The organism is Mycobacterium florentinum, from assembly GCF_010730355.1.
Lineage (GTDB): Bacteria > Actinomycetota > Actinomycetes > Mycobacteriales > Mycobacteriaceae > Mycobacterium > Mycobacterium florentinum.
The window spans coordinates 1614744-1631397 of sequence record NZ_AP022576.1 but is presented as its reverse complement, the minus strand read 5'-3'; the positions used below and the strand labels follow the sequence as shown (position 1 = coordinate 1631397).

The 16654-nt window shown below is 65.8% G+C and carries 13 protein-coding genes; 8 read left to right on the top strand and 5 right to left on the bottom strand.

Annotated elements, in window-relative coordinates:
- The 3 genes from infB to G6N55_RS07660 are packed head-to-tail and all read left to right on the top strand — an operon-like array spanning position 1 to position 4332.
- A complete protein-coding gene (infB, locus tag G6N55_RS07670; RefSeq protein WP_085226494.1) occupies positions 1 to 2850 on the top strand; it encodes a translation initiation factor IF-2 in 2850 nt (949 codons plus the stop codon).
- Entirely contained in the window at positions 2850 to 3347 is a 498-nt protein-coding gene (rbfA, locus tag G6N55_RS07665; protein ID WP_085226496.1) for a 30S ribosome-binding factor RbfA, read from the top strand. Before infB ends, rbfA begins: the two co-directional genes overlap by 1 nt.
- Complete coding sequence (locus G6N55_RS07660; RefSeq protein ID WP_085226498.1) at positions 3322 to 4332, top strand: DHH family phosphoesterase; 1011 nt, start codon at positions 3322 to 3324, stop codon at positions 4330 to 4332. Before rbfA ends, G6N55_RS07660 begins: the two co-directional genes overlap by 26 nt.
- Before the next feature lie 7 nt (positions 4333 to 4339).
- Here the strand turns inward: G6N55_RS07660 and G6N55_RS07655 are convergent, their stop codons facing one another.
- The 3 genes from G6N55_RS07655 to G6N55_RS07645 all read right to left on the bottom strand — a co-directional run bounded on the left by G6N55_RS07655 (position 4340) and on the right by G6N55_RS07645 (position 6444).
- On the bottom strand, positions 4340 to 4921 hold the full coding sequence (locus G6N55_RS07655; RefSeq protein ID WP_085226500.1) for a hypothetical protein: 582 nt from the start codon (positions 4919 to 4921) through the stop codon (positions 4340 to 4342).
- A gap of 202 nt (positions 4922 to 5123) precedes the next feature.
- Positions 5124 to 5870 (bottom strand): enoyl-CoA hydratase, encoded by a 747-nt coding sequence (locus G6N55_RS07650; RefSeq protein ID WP_085227100.1) that lies wholly within the window; start codon positions 5868 to 5870, stop codon positions 5124 to 5126.
- Positions 5871 to 5943: 73 nt separating this feature from the next.
- Positions 5944 to 6444: a PAS domain-containing protein gene (locus G6N55_RS07645; protein ID WP_232078943.1), complete on the bottom strand. Its 501-nt coding sequence runs from the start codon at positions 6442 to 6444 to the stop codon at positions 5944 to 5946.
- 165 nt (positions 6445 to 6609) lie between these two features.
- Here G6N55_RS07645 and G6N55_RS07640 point away from each other — a divergent pair, with 165 nt between their 5' ends.
- The 3 genes from G6N55_RS07640 to frc (G6N55_RS07630) all read left to right on the top strand — a co-directional run bounded on the left by G6N55_RS07640 (position 6610) and on the right by frc (G6N55_RS07630) (position 10838).
- Positions 6610 to 7602: a LysR family transcriptional regulator gene (locus G6N55_RS07640; RefSeq protein ID WP_085226503.1), complete on the top strand. Its 993-nt coding sequence runs from the start codon at positions 6610 to 6612 to the stop codon at positions 7600 to 7602.
- A 173-nt stretch (positions 7603 to 7775) separates the two neighbouring features.
- Positions 7776 to 9500: an oxalyl-CoA decarboxylase gene (gene oxc, locus G6N55_RS07635; RefSeq protein ID WP_085226505.1), complete on the top strand. Its 1725-nt coding sequence runs from the start codon at positions 7776 to 7778 to the stop codon at positions 9498 to 9500.
- Positions 9501 to 9581: 81 nt separating this feature from the next.
- Entirely contained in the window at positions 9582 to 10838 is a 1257-nt protein-coding gene (gene frc / locus G6N55_RS07630) for a formyl-CoA transferase (protein WP_085226507.1), read from the top strand.
- Positions 10839 to 10944: 106 nt separating this feature from the next.
- Here the strand turns inward: frc (G6N55_RS07630) and G6N55_RS07625 are convergent, their stop codons facing one another.
- Entirely contained in the window at positions 10945 to 12204 is a 1260-nt protein-coding gene (locus G6N55_RS07625) for an OFA family MFS transporter (RefSeq protein ID WP_232078942.1), read from the bottom strand.
- 588 nt (positions 12205 to 12792) lie between these two features.
- On the opposite strand from G6N55_RS07625, the gene frc (G6N55_RS07620) reads away from it, so the two are divergent.
- Positions 12793 to 14022 (top strand): formyl-CoA transferase, encoded by a 1230-nt coding sequence (gene frc / locus G6N55_RS07620; RefSeq protein ID WP_085226511.1) that lies wholly within the window; start codon positions 12793 to 12795, stop codon positions 14020 to 14022.
- A gap of 316 nt (positions 14023 to 14338) precedes the next feature.
- On the top strand, positions 14339 to 15724 hold the full coding sequence (locus tag G6N55_RS07615; protein ID WP_085226512.1) for an OFA family MFS transporter: 1386 nt from the start codon (positions 14339 to 14341) through the stop codon (positions 15722 to 15724).
- Here G6N55_RS07615 and G6N55_RS07610 read toward each other — a convergent pair.
- Positions 15694 to 16398: a GntR family transcriptional regulator gene (locus tag G6N55_RS07610; RefSeq protein ID WP_085226514.1), complete on the bottom strand. Its 705-nt coding sequence runs from the start codon at positions 16396 to 16398 to the stop codon at positions 15694 to 15696. The two genes, G6N55_RS07615 and G6N55_RS07610, sit on opposite strands and share 31 nt — an antisense overlap.
- Between the last annotated feature and the right edge of the window lie 256 nt (positions 16399 to 16654).

Sequence of the window (16654 nt, the reverse complement as noted above, 5' to 3'; positions counted from 1 at the left end):
GTGGCAGGTAAGGCCCGCGTACACGAGTTGGCTAAGGAACTCGGTGTCACCAGCAAGGAAGTTCTCGCCCGGCTGAATGAACAGGGCGAATTCGTCAAATCCGCATCCTCGACCGTAGAAGCGCCGGTTGCTCGCCGGCTGCGTGAGTCGTTCGGCGGCAGCAAGCCCGCGGCCGGCGCCAAGAGCGCCCCGAAGAGCCCGGACCGCTCGCTCGACCGGGCCCTGGACAAGGCGATTCAAAAGCCGTCCGGAAACGGCGAGGCGACCGCCGCGCCGGCGAAGCCCGCCGACAACGGCGAAGCGGCTGGTCAGGCCGCCAATCCTGCCCCGGCGGCTTCCTCGGCCGGGGCGACAGAAGCACCCGCCGCACCGGCACCGGCGCCCCGACGGCCCGCGCCGGCTCCCGCGGCGCCGGCCCCCGGGCAGCCGAAACCGCCGGCAGCCGGCGGTCAGGCGCCCGGCCAAGAGGCCCCGGCGCCCGGTGCGACGCCCGGCCCGCGGCCCGGCCCGGCCCCGAAGCCGGCGGCGCGCACCCCGCGCGTCGGCAACAACCCGTTCTCGTCGGCGCAGCCCGTCGACCGGCCCATTCCGCGTCCGCAGGCGCCCCGCCCGGGTGCGCCCCGGCCCGGCGCACCGCGACCCGGTGGTGCTTCGCCCGGCAGCATGCCGCCCCGCCCCGGCGGCAGCACCGGTGGCGGCTTCCAGCGATCGGGAGCACGTCCCGGTGGCGGCGGCCCCCGTCCCGGCGGTGGACGTCCCGGTGGTCCCGGCGGTGGTCCCGGTGGCGGGTCCGGCGGCGGTAACTACCGCGGCGGTGGCGGTGGTGGCGTCGGAGCCGCACCCGGTGCCGGCGGCGGTTTCCGCGGCCGTCCCGGTGGCGGTGGCCCGGGTGGCGGCGGTGGCGGCGGTGGCCGTCCCGGCCAGCGTGGCGGTGCGGCCGGTGCGTTCGGCCGTCCCGGTGGCGCGCCGCGGCGTGGTCGCAAGTCGAAGCGGGCGAAACGCGCCGAGTACGAGAACATGCAGGCCCCGGTCGTCGGTGGCGTGCGGTTGCCGCACGGCAACGGCGAGACCATCCGGCTGGCCCGCGGCGCATCGCTGAGCGACTTCGCCGACAAGATCAATGCCAACCCCGCCTCGCTGGTGCAGGCGCTGTTCAATCTCGGCGAGATGGTGACCGCCACTCAGTCGGTCGGCGACGAGACGCTCGAACTGCTGGGCAGCGAGATGAACTACGTCGTCCAGGTCGTCAGCCCGGAGGACGAAGACCGTGAGCTGCTGGAGTCGTTCGACCTCACCTACGGCGAGGACGAGGGCGGCGAGGAGGATCTGCAGACCCGTCCGCCGGTGGTGACCGTGATGGGTCACGTCGACCACGGTAAAACGCGGCTGCTGGACACCATCCGGAACGCCAGCGTGCGCGAGGGCGAGGCCGGTGGCATCACCCAGCACATCGGTGCCTACCAGGTCGGGGTCGACTTCGAGGGCAGCGAACGACTGATCACCTTCATCGACACCCCGGGTCACGAGGCGTTCACCGCCATGCGTGCCCGTGGTGCCAAGGCCACCGACATCGCGATCCTGGTGGTCGCCGCCGACGACGGCGTGATGCCGCAGACGGTGGAGGCCATCAACCACGCGCAGGCGGCCGACGTGCCGATTGTGGTGGCAGTCAACAAGATTGACAAGGAAGGTGCCGACCCGGCCAAGATCCGCGGCCAGCTCACCGAATATGGTTTGGTGGCAGAGGATTTCGGTGGCGACACGATGTTCGTCGACATCTCGGCCAAGCAGGGCACCAACATCGAGGCGCTCGAGGAGGCGGTGCTGCTGACCGCCGATGCCGCCCTGGACCTGCGGGCCAACCCCGACATGGAGGCCCAGGGTGTGGCGATCGAGGCACACCTGGACCGCGGTCGCGGACCCGTTGCCACCGTGCTGATCCAGCGCGGCACGCTGCGCGTCGGTGACTCGATCGTCGCCGGCGACGCCTACGGCCGCGTCCGCCGGATGGTCGACGAGCACGGCGAGGACGTCCACGAGGCGCTGCCGTCGCGGCCGGTGCAGGTCATCGGTTTCACGTCGGTGCCAGGTGCCGGGGACAACCTGCTGGTCGTCGACGAGGACCGCATCGCCCGCCAGATCGCCGACCGGCGCAGTGCCCGCAAGCGCAACGCGCTCGCGGCACGTTCGCGCAAGCGGATCAGCCTGGAGGACCTGGACTCGGCGCTGAAGGAAACCAGCCAGCTGAACCTGATCCTCAAGGGCGACAACGCCGGTACCGTCGAGGCGCTCGAAGAGGCCCTGATGGGAATCGAGATAGACGACGAGGTGGAGCTGCGCGTCATCGACCGCGGCGTCGGTGGCATCACCGAGACCAACGTCAACCTGGCGTCGGCCTCGGACGCGGTGATCATCGGCTTCAACGTGCGTGCCGAAGGCAAGGCGACGGAGCTGGCCAACCGTGAAGGCGTGGACATCCGGTACTACTCGGTGATCTACCAGGCCATCGACGAGATCGAGAAGGCCCTGCGCGGCATGCTCAAGCCGATCTACGAGGAGAACCAGCTGGGTCGTGCCGAGATTCGGGCGATCTTCCGGTCCTCGAAGGTCGGTGTCATCGCCGGCTGCCTGATCACCTCCGGCATCGTGCGCCGCAACGCCAAGGCCCGACTGCTGCGGGACAACATCGTGGTCGCCGACAACTTGACGATCTCCTCGCTGCGCCGGGAGAAGGACGACGTGACCGAGGTTCGCGACGGGTTCGAATGCGGTATGACGCTGACCTATTCCGACATCAAGGAAGGCGACGTCATCGAGTCCTTCGAGCTCGTCGAGAAGGAGCGCGCCTGATGGCCGACCCCGGACGGGCGCGCCGGCTGGCCAAACGGATCAACACGATCGTCGCCTCGGCGATCGAATTCGAGATCAAGGATCCGGGACTGGACGGGGTCACCATCGTCGACGCGAAGGTGACCGCCGACCTGCACGACGCGACGCTGTTCTACACCGTGATGGGACCCACGCTGGATGACGAGCCCGACTACGAGGCGGCCGCGGCCGCGCTGGACCGGGCCAAGGGAACGCTGCGCACCATGGTCGGTGCGGGCACCGGTGTGCGCTTCACTCCCACGTTGACGTTCACCCGGGACACGACCACGGACACCGTGCAGCGGCTGGACGAGCTGCTGGCGCGTGCGCGCGCCGCCGACGAGGACGTGGCGCGGGTTCGGGTGGGAGCCAAGCCGGCCGGGGAGGCGGATCCATACCGTGAGAGCGGGGCGGCAACGGGGGCAGCGGGCGGGCACGACGCTGGAGACACCGGTGACGACCATCGACCCGAAGACTGAGCTGGCCCGCGCCCCGATCGCGGGGACGCGGGTAGACGCGGTCGCCGCCGCCGAATTGCTTTCGGCGGCAACGACAATCGGGGTGATCTGCCACGTCCATCCCGACGCCGACACCATCGGCGCGGGATTGGCATTGGCCACGGTGCTCGACCGAAGCGACAAACAGGTCGAGGTCAGCTTCGCCGCGCCGGCGACGCTGCCGGAGTCGCTGCGTTCGCTGCCCGGGTGCGAGCTGCTGGTGAGCCCGGAGGAGATGCGCCGCGACGTCGATCTGTTTGTGACGGTGGATGTTCCGAGCCGCAAGCGGCTGGGCGCGCTCGGTGACGTGATCGGCCCGGACCAGCCGTTGCTGGTGATCGACCACCACGCCTCCAACGAGATGTTCGGCAGCGCGAACTACGTCGACCCGTCGGCGGATTCCACGACGCTGCTGGTGGCCGAACTTCTCGACGCCTGGGGCAAGCCGATCGACCGCGACGTCGCGCACTGCATCTACGCCGGGCTGACCACCGACACCGGTTCGTTCCGCTGGGCCAGCGCCCGCGCGTTCCGGCTGGCCGCCCGGCTGGTCGAGCTCGGCGTGGACAACGCCAAGATCAGCCGAACGCTGATGGACACCCACCCGTTCGTCTGGCTACCGCTGCTGTCACGGGTGCTCGGCTCGGCACAACTGGTTCCGGACGCGGTCGAGGGCCGCGGGCTGGTCTACGCGGTCGTCGACAACCACGACTGGACCAACTCCCGTCCGGAGGAAGTCGAGAGCATCGTCGACATCGTGCGCACCACGCAGCAGGCCGAGGTGGCCGCGGTGTTCAAAGAGGTTGACCCGCAACAGTGGTCGGTGTCGATGCGGGCCAAGGCCGATGTGGATCTGGCCGCGGTCGCGTCCGTGTTCGGTGGCGGTGGCCACCGGCTGGCCGCCGGCTATTCGACCTCCGGGTCGATCGACGACGTGGTGGCCTCGCTGCGGGCGGCGTTGGGCTGAGGCTGGGCTAGAACGCCCAGCTTCCCACGGACTGCAGGACGAATCCGTGGTCCCCGCTGGTGGTGTCCAGACAGGCGATGAGGTTGTCGGCGCCCACCGCGCAGGTGACGTTGAGGTAGGACAGTTTCTGCCCGGCGGCCAATGCCTTACCGGCATTCGGCAGCGCGGCCGGGCTGCCACCGCAGCCGCCGTAGGACATCCGGCTCAATTCGTAGCCGGGACCCTTGAAATCCACCGCGCCCTCCACGCAGTCGCCCGGTTTCGGGTGGCCACCGCCGGGGAAGAGAACGTCGTCTATTCCGGGCACTTCGCCATTGCACTTAATGTCTTGTGACGGTTGCGGCGCGGGCGGCGGCCCGCCATAGAAGTCGCACACCACCGAGTTCGGGGCCGAGAAACTTATCCGGGGCGGGCTGCCCGGCAGGGGCGTCGTGCGATATCCGTCGGCCGGAACCGCGGTGAATCCGTCGAGATTGGGAAAACGAGGCGGCGGCTGTGCGGTCGCGTGCTGTCCGGTCGCGATCGCCGCCGCGGTGACCAGGGCCAGGACGCCGAGAAACCGCATCGTGAGGTCGACGATAATGCGCATCGATTCCTCCTGCTCTGCCGAATGGATTCGGGTCGTTGTTCGGATCGTATTGGCTGTTGGTGCGGCTGGCGATTAAAAGTTTCTCGATACAGGTCAACGGCATATAAAGCGGAATTGTGGCGATGGGCGGCCCACGGTCGGGCCATTTTCATTTGCCCGGGGTGGGCGAATTCCGCCATCGCGATGATTGCGCGGATCGCAGTTAGCGGACTTGCGCCCGACCGCGTTGCAGCACCGCTTCGCGATTGGCGGCGATGTCGTCGCCGGTGGTCCGAAATTGCCGGGCCGCCATGGCTTCCAGCCACAGACCCTCGTTGGTCTGCGACTCGTCGATGCGGTGGTAGGAGGCCAGCAGTGCGCGCACCGCGTTCTGGTTGTTGCCGACGATCGACGCGGCCACGGCGCGCGCGGCCGGCAGTAGCTTGTCGTGTGGCACCACCTCGGTGGCCAGCCCGGCCCGCAGCGCCTCGGCGGCCGACAGGTAGTCGCCGGTGAGGCTCATGCGCCGGGCCAGGCCAACGCCCACCTTCTGGGGCAGCCGCACACTCAGCCCCCAGGTCGGCAGCAGGCCCACCCGGGCGTGCGTGTCGGCGAAGCGTGCCTGTTCCGACGCGATCACGACGTCGCAGTACAGCACCAGCTCCAGCCCCCCGGTGACGGCGGCTCCGTTGATCGCGCCGATCACCGGCTTGGTCATCGACGGCCACCGCGGGGAGATGTCGGGCAGTGCCGTCGAATCACCCAGCTCCTTGAGATCCAGTCCGGCGCAGAACACCGGATCGGCCCCGGTGACGATCACGACGTCGACGTCGTCGTCGGTCTCGGCCTCGGTCAGCGCCGCGAAGAACCGATCCCGCAGCGCCGACGACAGCGCGTTACGCGACTGCGGCCGGTTCAGGGTCAGGGTGCGCACCCGCTCGTCGGTGGTGATCAACAGAATGTCGCTCATGGCATCACCGTAGAGGGTCGCGATGGACCTCAATGCGGTCGGCCGGGCTTGCGACACCCGGCCCCACGACGGGTCAATGCGTCGCGCCCTCGGGGTCGGCCAGACGTGCCTCGAGTTCGGCGAGCCGGCCGCGCAGCGCCCTCTCTTCGTTGCGTCGTCCGGTGACCTCGCGCATGATCGCGGAAATCCCGACGATGCGACCGTCATCGTTGCGCAGCAGGGCGACGCTGAATTCGATCGACAGCCGGTGTCCGTCCCGGTGAGTCGCGGGCACGCTCAGTAGCTGGTCGCCATAACGGGTTTGCCCGGTGGCCATCGTCTGGTGATAGCCGTCCCAGTGTCGTTTACGCAGCTTTGCCGGGATGATGATGTCGAGGTTGTGTCCTATCGCCTCGGACGGCGAGTAGCCAAACACGCGCTGCGCTCCGTTGTTCCATAACCGGATGGTCCCATTCGCGTCACACACCACGAGCGCCTCCGGCGACGCGGCCACCACCGCCCGGGCGAGCCATTCCTGACTCATCTCCGGTTCCACGGCGATCGGTGCCGCCGGGTCTGAATGCGGGCTGTTCACATTTGTTCCCTTTCTCTGTCGCTGCCGGCGATGAGTGAGGTTCATCGCTGAACGAGGTCTGTACTGGCGAGTAGTCTAATGGATAATGCATACTGCATACAGTCTGCTATGTCATTTGCGACTGGCCATCAAGGGGGCGCGGTCGGCAGGCAAGGAGGAGTCTTCATGCTGCTACGTCAACTCGAGTACTTCGTTGCGGTAGCGCGAGAACGACACTTCGCGCGCGCGGCCGAGGCCTGCTACGTCTCCCAGCCGGCGCTGTCGGCGTCCATCGCCAAGCTCGAACGCGAACTCAACGTCATGTTGATCAATCGCGGGCGAAACTTCGAGGGTCTCACCGTGGAGGGCGAGCGGCTCGTCGTGTGGGCCAAACGGGTTCTCGCGGTACACGACGGTCTGGTAGCGGAAGCGGCCGCATTGCGGTCGGGCATTTCCGGGGTGCTGCGGCTGGGGGCCGGGCCGACGGTATCGACGACGACGGCGCTTCCGATCGCGGCCTTTTGTTCGTTGCACCCACTGGCCCGGGTGAAGGTCATATCCCATTATCCGACAAACGAATTGGTGCGCCAGCTGCGCTGTTTCGAGCTCGACGCCGCCATTGCACATTTTGATGTGCGTGAGCACTCGGGCCTGGAGATGGTTCCGCTCTATGAGGAGCAGTGCGTCTTGCTGGTGGCGGGAAAGCAGCTGGTGCCGCCGGGGGCCACCATCACATGGTCGGAGGCGGCCCAGCTGCCGCTCGCACTCCTGGCGCCCGAAGTCGGGTTTCGTCAGTTCATCGACAGCGCGTTCGCCAACGTCGGTGCCGCGGTCGTACCGCAAATCGAGACCGACTCGATGGCGTCGCTTTACGCTCACGTCGCCACGGGAGCGTGGGCAAGCGTGGTGCCGCACACCTGGTTTCGTTCGATTCCGATGGCCGGCGCAATGCGGGGTTTGCGCTTGGTCGAGCCCGATCAACGGGCGCCGATTGCGATCGCAATCCATGCCTCCGCGGCGGGTTCGGCTGCGGCACGGGCGTTTTTGAACGTGGCGGTGGGCGCGCCCCTTGGTCGCCAGGACCTCACCTACCCGGGCCGGGACATCGACGGTGAATTCGATCCGGATGCGGACGTGATCGCCGCGAGTACCGCGATAAGGGGATCCTTCGTGGCCTGAGGGTGTCGCGAATATCCGAGGTGTCTGAAGTTCCCGGACCGCTGCGGACCGTGATAACTCCCAGTTATCTCGTGAGTGCCAGCAGGTCTTGGACGCGACCGTTGAATAGGGGAAAAGTGAAGAGCAAGAGAGAAATTCGACCCAGGCAGTTGCTGCCGGAAAGGGAAGTCGCAATGACCGCCGCTACCATCGATGACACCGAGGCTACCGACGCCAGGGCTCTCACCGATGGGATACATCTGGTGGTCGACGCGCTCCGGCTCAACAACGTGCACACCATCTACGGGCTGGTGGGCATTCCCATCACCGACTTGGCGCGGACCGCACAGGCATCGGGCATCCGCTATATCGGTTTTCGCCACGAGAGCGCCGCAGGGCACGCCGCGGCGGCTGCCGGCTTCCTGACCCAGAAACCCGGCATCTGCCTGACGGTGTCGGCGCCCGGATTCCTCAACGGCCTCGTGGCTCTGGCCAATGCGACCACCAATTGCTTTCCTATGGTGCAGATTTCGGGTTCCAGCGAGCGCCACCTCGTCGATCTGCAGCGCGGTGACTACGAAGAAATGGATCAGCTTGCCGCGGCCAGGCCCTTCGTCAAGGCGGCCTACCGGGTGTCTCGGGCCCAGGACATCGGCCGTGGTGTGGCGCGGGCAATTCGCACGGCGGCTTCCGGGCGGCCGGGCGGGGTCTACCTCGACATACCGGCAGCGGTGTTGGGTGAGGTCCTCGATGCGAAGTCCGCTGCCGAAACACTCTGGCGCGTAATCGATCCGGCGCCACGGCAACTGCCCGATCTCGATTCGGTGGATACGGCAATCGAACTGCTCGCCACCGCCCAGCGACCCCTGATCGTGTTGGGCAAGGGCGCGGCGTACGCACAAGCCGACGAGCAGATCAAAGAATTCGTGGAAAGCACCGGAGTGCCCTACTTACCGATGTCGATGGCCAAAGGGCTGCTGCCTGATGACCATCCGCAGTCGGCGGCGACGTCGCGATCGCTGGCTCTGCGCCGGGCCGATGTCGTCCTGCTGGTCGGTGCGAGGTTGAACTGGCTACTCGGGCATGGCGATGCGCCGCAGTGGAATCCCGACGCCAAGTTCATCCAGATCGACATCGAGGCCAGCGAGATGGACAGCAACCAACCGATTGCGGCTCCGCTCGTCGGCGACATCGGCTCGGTGATGCAGGCTCTGGTGGACCGGGCCAAGCCGGGTCAGATCAGCACGTCGCCGCAATGGCGTGCCGAACTCGCGGCCAAGGCGGAGCAGAACGTCGCGAAAATGGCGGACCGCCTGGCGGCCGCCCGCATCGCTGCGCCGATGAAATTCCTTGGCGCGCTGCAGGCCATCCGCGATGTGCTCCGAGACAATCCGCAAGTATGCGTCGTCAACGAAGGCGCCAATGCTCTGGACCTGGCACGCAACACGATCGGTATGTACCGACCGCGCCGGCGCCTGGACAGCGGGACCTGGGGCGTGATGGGCATCGGGATGGGGTATGCGATCGCGGCTGCCGTGGAGACCGGCGAGCCCGTGGTGGCGATCGAAGGCGACAGCGCCTTCGGTTTCAGCGGAATGGAATTGGAGACAATCTGCCGCTACAAGCTGCCGATCGTCACCGTCATCCTCAACAACAGCGGTGTCTATCGCGGCGACGAGCTGTCGGGGTCTGAGGACCCGGCGCCGACGGCGCTGGAGGCCCATCACGAGTTCATGATCAAGGCTTTCGGTGGTGCGGGCTATCGCGCCGAAACGCCCGACGAGGTTTCCGCGGCGCTGCGGGAGGTCCTGGCGTCCGGCCGGCCGGCACTGATCGATTGCCTGATCGATCCGTCCGACGGGACCGAGAGCGGCAACATCGCTCACCTCAATCCCAAGGGCATCACCAACCCGGGCTGAAAGTGCGCCGGCCTGCCTGCCCACCAGTCGAAACGTCGATACAAAACAACTCGGAAGCACGACAAGGAAAGGAAATCTGTGATGAGCGAACTGCCGTTGTCCGGCATCAAGGTCATTGACTTCACCGGGGTACAGGCGGGTCCCGCCTGTACCCAGATGCTCGCCTGGTTTGGAGCGGACGTCCTCAAAGTCGAGCGGACGACCGGTGGCGATGTGACGCGTAATCAATTGCGCGACATACCAGACATCGACGCCTTGTACTTCACCATGCTCAACAGCAACAAGCGTTCTCTGGCCATCAACACGAAATCTCCAGAAGGTCTCGAGGTGATGGAAAAGCTGATCCGCCAGGCCGACGTGCTGGTGGAGAACTTCGCTCCCGCAGCGATGGACCGAATGGGGTTGTCCTGGGACAAGATCCAGGAGTGGAACCCGCGACTGATCTTCGGTTCGGTCAAGGGCTTCAACGACGACTCGTCGTGGAATGACCTCAAGGTCTACGAGAACGTCGCGCAGTGCGCCGGCGGCAACGCCTCCACCACGGGATTCTGGGACGGCCCGCCGACCGTGGCCGGGGGCGCCTTGGGTGACAGCAACACCGGTATGCACCTCCTGATCGGGATCCTGACCGCGCTGATCGCGCGCGACAAGACCGGTAAGGGCCAGAAGGTGTCCGCCTCGATGCAAGACTCCGTGCTGAACCTGTGCCGGGTCAAGCTGCGCGATCAACAGCGCCTGGAGCGGGTCGGCTACCTGGAGGAGTACCCGCAATACCCCAATGGCGAATTCGGCGAGGCCGTGCCGCGTGGCGGAAACGCCGGCGGCGGCGGACAGCCCGGCTGGGTGGTCAAGTGCAAGGGTTGGGAGACCGACCCCAACGCCTACATCTACTTCACCATCCAAGAGCAGAACTGGAAGCGCACTGCCGAGGCCATCGGTCGCCCCGAGTGGGTCGAGGACCCGGGCTACAACACCGCGCGGGCCCGTCAGGACAAACTCTTCGACATCTTCGCGGAGATCGAGAAGTGGCTGGCGGACAAGACGAAGTGGGAAGCGGTCGACATCTTGCGCGAGTGGGAGGTGCCGTGCGCGCCCGTGATGTCCATGAAGGATCTCGCCGAGGACAAGGATCTGCGCAAGAGCGGGACCATCGTCGAGGTGGAGCAGAAGGGGCGCGGTACTTTCCTGACGGTCGGCAGCCCGATCAAGTTCTCGTCCTTCAAGCCCGACATCAAGGGTGCGCCGCTGCTGGGTGAACACACTGACGAGGTCTTGGCCGAATTGGGCTACGACTCGGACACCATCGCCGGATGGCGGCAGAACGCGATAGTCGTTTAGCGAGGGGCGCGCCGAGCGCCTGCGAGCCCCTCAAATCGCCGGGTCACGGCGGGAATGGCCCCAGGGATTGTCTCCCTGGGGCCATTTCGATGTCGAGTGCGATGTGTCAATTCGGCAGGCGGCAAACGGGATAGCCGGGCCGCTGCAGCCACCGAGGTGCGATGGCGGTGCAGCAGCAGAGCAAGCCGAAGGCGACGAAAGCCCCGCCCAGCCGTCCGGAAGGGATCAGCAGAGCCGGCAGTCCCACTCCGATCAGACCGCCGAAGACCTTGGCGCTGTACACCAGCCCGAAGTTGCCGACCGCACTGTGCTCGCCGAAGTAATCCGCGACCAGGTTGATGAACAGCGAATAGAAGGCGCCGCCGGCCAATCCGCCGAGCCCGGCAAAGGCAACGAATGCGACGGTGGATTCCGCCGATGCCGAGGACGCCAGGCCCAACAGCGCAAAGCCCTCGATCCCCAGCGCGAGACTCAACGTCTGACGTCTGCCGTATCGGTCCGAGAACCGGCTGGCGATGATGCGTCCGCCGCCATTGACCGAGGCGAGCACCGCAACGGCGATCGCGCCGACGGTCAGCGGCAAGCCATGGGCTATCGCGATGCTCGGCACGTACACGATGGTGAGCAGTGCCGCGGCCGACGCCACCACCACGATGACGTACACGAGGAAGAAGGCCGAAGTCCGTGCGGTCTCGCCGGGCCGATACTGGCGTATCGCCGGGGCGTTGCCCAACAGACTGCGGTTCATGCGCTTGTCGAAGCCCCAGCGTCGTGGGTCGACTTCGGCCGGCCACCAGTCCGGCGGTGGATCGCGAAAAAAGGCGCCGCACAACTTCACTACGACAAGAACACCGAGGCCGACGGCCATGAGGACGGGCCCGATGTTGCGGGGGTGAAGCACGAAAGCGAACAACACGACAAAGGGGACCGCGCCGCAACCGAATGCACCCGATACCAGTGAAACCTTCGCGCCGCGTTGCTCAGGGTACCAACGAGCAACAGTGGAAAGGCAAGTGGCGTAAACCATCCCGGCGCCGACACCGCACAGCGCGGAGTAGCCCAGTGCGGCGGCTCCGAGATTGCGGGTGTACGAAAGCGTCAGTGGGCCAATGGCGGACAAAACAGCGCCGATCGACATCGTGGTTGCCGGGCGGATTCCCCACCGCCGCCGCAGTGTTGGGGTAGCCGCGGTGGCGCCCGCCTGGAAGATCACCCATAGAGCCAGCACCCAGAAGGCGCCGGCGGGTACCGGGTGATGCGGCTGCTGCACGGCGATAACCGCGACCCCGTAACCAAATTGGAGCACGCTGATCGCAGCCATCGCCGTCCACGGCAGCCACAGCATCCAGCGTCTCGAGCGCGCCATGATGTCCTGTGGCCGTTCGCCGATACGGTACGAGCAGCCATGCGCTCGAATCTGCAGAACCGAGATTCCATCACCACCGGACATATCAATCACCCCTAATGCATACAGTATGCATTTGTTGTACTCCTGATCACACTGTGTGTCCAGAGGCAGGGGAGCAACCCCGAGACCTGGCGGCTTACAGCGCGTGAGCGACCCTGGCGCAACATTATTCGGCAAACAACTTTGTCCGGCTAATTCGTTGCCCACCGGCGCTCGGCGGCGTCCATTCCATCGGCGACGGGGGCTGATAGGCATTGACGAACGGATCGGCGCTAGACAATTCGCCTGTGATTGGGGACACTGGTCGTATACGGTATACAGTCTGCAGAAGACAGCACGTCCTTCCGGCCGTTGCAGCCACATCCACTGCTTCGTGGTTTCCTGCTGTGCGGCGAACCGGGCGGGCAGCAGGCCTTAGGAAGCTGAGGTAATGGTCGGCATCGCGTCCCAGTCATCGGTCACCCGAATCCCAACGGGCAGTGGACCACTCGGCGCCCGGCACGAGACGGCTTTTTAGTCACTACGACAACTCGCAGGGGAGATCTCATGGGTAAGGCATTAGACGGCGTTCGGGTGCTCGATATGACTCATGTCCAGTCGGGGCCCTCTGCGACGCAGATGCTCGCCTGGTTGGGCGCCGACGTCGTCAAACTCGAAACACCGAACGGCGGAGACGTCACCCGGGGCCAGCTGCGCGACCTCCCCGAGGTGGACAGCCTGTACTTCACGATGCTGAACTGCAACAAGCGCAGCGTGACGGTGAACATGAAAAGTGAAGACGGTCAGGAGATCTTCAGCAGACTGGTAGCGCGCTCCGATGTTTTGGTGGAGAACTTCGGCCCCGGCGTCGTCGACCGGTTCGGGTTCAGTTGGGCCCGGCTGCAGGAGATCAACCCGCGGTTGATCTATGCCTCGATCAAGGGTTTCGGGCCGGGCAAGTACTTCAACTTCAAAGCGTACGAGATCATCGCCCAGGCGATGGGTGGCGCGATGGCCACCACGGGTTTCCAGGATGGTCCACCGACTGCCACGGGCGCCCAGATCGGCGACTCCGGCACCGGGATTCACCTCGTCGCCGCCATCCTGGCCGCGCTGTTCCAGCGCACCAACACGGGCCGCGGGCAACGTGTCGAGGTCGCGATGCAGGCCGCTGTACTCAACCTTTGCCGGGTGAAGCTACGCGATCAGCAACGGCTGGCGCATGGCCCGCTGCACGAGTATCCCAACGAGCGCTTCGGCGACGAGGTGCCACGGTCGGGCAACGCGTCCGGGGGAGGCCAACCGGGTTGGGCCGTTCGCACCAAAGGTGGCGGCCCCAACGACTACATCTATGTCATCGTCCAGCCCGCCGGGTGGGCGGCGCTCGCGGAGCTGATCGGGCGGCCCGACCTTGCCGATCATCCGGACTGGGCGCGGCCGGAAGACCGACTACCCAAGCTGGACAAGGTCTTCGCGCTGATCGAGGACTGGAGTCAGCGGCACACCAAATGGGAGGCCATGGAGGCGCTCAATGTCCTCAACGTGCCCTGTGGTCCGGTGCTGAGCACCAAAGAGCTGATCGAGGACCAGACCCTGGCGGATCTGGACGCGATCGTCACCGTCGAGCACCCCGAGCGCGGGACGTTCAAGACGGTCGGTAGCCCGCTGCGGCTTTCCGACTCACCCGTCGATGTCGTGCGTTCACCGCTGCTCGGCGAGCACACCGAGGAAATCTGTACCGAACTCGGGTATTCGCCAGATCAGTTGCAGCGCTTCAGAAGCGCCGGCGTGATCTGAACTGACACCGGCATGAGACGCATCTAGAGACCCCCGGCTCGGTAGAGAAGGACCCGGTTGTGGGACAGAGCCGCGCGCGACTCGGTGCAAGACCGAGGTGGGTCATGACTGGCCGGTCACGGCTTCGGATATCCGGCGTGGCTAACGGGGTGCGCTGTACCGGCGAAATCGCCGGCCGCGCACCGCCTTAGGCGCAACGGGTCCGAAGATTCCCCGAAATCAGAACCCAACCATCAACTCGATGGTCGTCGTGTCGTTGGACGCGAGCAGCCATCGAGTCACCCCTTCATGCCCATTTTCCGAAAGTGAGTCAACGATGTCCTCAACTCTCGCCACCTATCGCGAGGTGATCGACGCGAATGGTCGCATCTACCGCGTCGGCGAAACTGATCACGACCTGCTCGGCAGATCCCGAGCTTCGATGGTCTGGCTGCCGTGGATCGCGATGATGGCAGTCAGCGTTTTTGAATACGGTTACGGCGCGGCCGCCGATACCCTGCGCCATGCCCATGGCTGGAGTCTGTCCGAGACCTTCTGGCTGCTCTCGGTGTGGGCGGTGTTCCAGGCGGCGGTTGCCTATCCCGCCGGCCGGCTGCGGGAGAAGGGCATCACGTCGGCGAGATCCACCATGCTGGTCGCCGCCGTGTTGTCCGCGCTGGGTTTCGTCGCCGTCGCGCACAGCAGCAATCTGGTCGTGGCCTTCCTTGGATTCGCCGTATGCGGCGGCTGCGGCGTCGGTTTGGTGTACTCGACGGGAATCACGATCGTCGGTAAGTGGTACCCCGAGCGGCGCGGCGCCAAGACCGGTTTCGTGTGCGGCGGGTTCGCCTACGGCGCAGTACCTTTCATCTTCATCTTCAGCTATGCGCTGCATCCCGACACCTATGAGTGGGTTCTCGACCTGGTGGGGGCATTCATGCTGGTGGTTGTCACGGTATGCGGCCTGTATTTTCAGGACCCGCCCAAGAACTGGTGGCCGGCGGACGTCGACCCGCTGCAGCACGCCGCCGTCAACGCAAACGCCAGAAGCTTGCAGAAGAACCCACCGGCGGTGCGCCAGTACGGCCCGGTCGAGGCCATCGAGACCGGCATGCTGCCCCTGATGTGGGTGTCGTTGGGGATCACCACCGGTGTCTCGCTGTTCGGCATCAGCTACATGGTTCCGTTCGCCAAGCACCTCGGCTTCGGCGCGATGATCGTGGCCTCATCGGCGGGCGCCCTTTCGATCATCAATGGCGTCGGCCGCGCGGTAACCGGCTTTGTCTCAGACCGGATCGGTCGCAAGCAGACGCTGCTGGTTGTGCTGCTGGTGTCGGTCGTCGCCCTGATCGGCCTGCTCTACACCGGCCTTGCCAAGAACGAGATCGCCTTCATCTTCTTTGCCGTTCTCGTCGGGTTCGGCGGCGGTGCTTTCTATCCGCTGTTCGCCACGCTGACCACCGACTACTTCGGCGAAAACAACAACGCCAGCAATTACGGCATCGTCTACAGCGCCAAGCTGGTCGGCTCGATCTTGGGAATTGGTGTGGGCGCCAGCGTGATTGATGCCTGGGGCTACACCGGTGCCTACTGGCTGGCTGCCGCAAGCGCGCTGCTCTCGGCCGCAACCGCGGCGTTGCTGCGGCAGCCGGGACGGCGGCACAAGGATGCCCGAGTTCCCCAGCCGGTCAGTCAGGCCACACCCTCGTCGGCGGCTTCCTGACGTCGCTCGTGGTAAATCTCGCGGGTGCGCTCGGTGTGGCGGCGCATCAGGTCTCCGGCACGCTTGCCACTGCGTCCGGCGATGGCCTCGATCAGCTCGGAGTGTTCGTCCCAGGCGTCCTTGCCGCGGGCTAACGCGATGGGCTCGTAATACCAGCGCACCCGGCGACCGACCTGGCCGATGAGGTTGGCCAGCACGCTGTTGCCGGACATCGCAACGATATAGGAGTGGAAGGCATCGTTGGCGGTGACAAGGCCTTCTTTGTCACCGCTGGCGAGCGCCTTCTCTCCGGTGCGGTGCAGGTCCCAGAGATGGTCCACCTGCGGGGGCTTGGCGGCGCGAGCGGCCAACCTGGCCGACTCCGCTTCGAGCAGGGTGCGTACTCCCAACAGCTCATCGGCCTCGGCGTCGGTGGGCACGTGCACAAACGCGCCCAACGCCGGGCGCAGATCGACCCATCCCTCGCTTTGCAAGCGCTGCAACGCCTCTCGAATGGGCTGGCGGCTTACGCCGAGTTGGGCCGCCAACTCGTTCTCCACCAAGTGCTGTCCGGGTCGCAGCTCACGGGTGATGATCAGCTCCATCAGCGCCTCGTAGGCGGCCTCGCGTAACGGCGCCGGACGCTCCAGCCTCATCCGCGACCCAGCCTGGCTCGGCGCGCTGGTGGTGGCCATGAAGTCTTCCCTCGCTCCCGTCTCCTGGTTAATCGCGATTTACCTGAGAGATCGCGTACATAGCATACAGTCCACAACATCCAACGGCGCCGGTCGGCGCTTGAAATATGCAGTATCTCTCAAGGTTGTATACAGGATACGGCTGGGCTGAGCTGGTAGACGCCAGAATTGCAAACATTGCGACGTGATTCGCCGCACTTGCACGGTCAAGAAAACCAGTGACGGGGTTGACGAGCAAAATACTGCTCGCCAACCC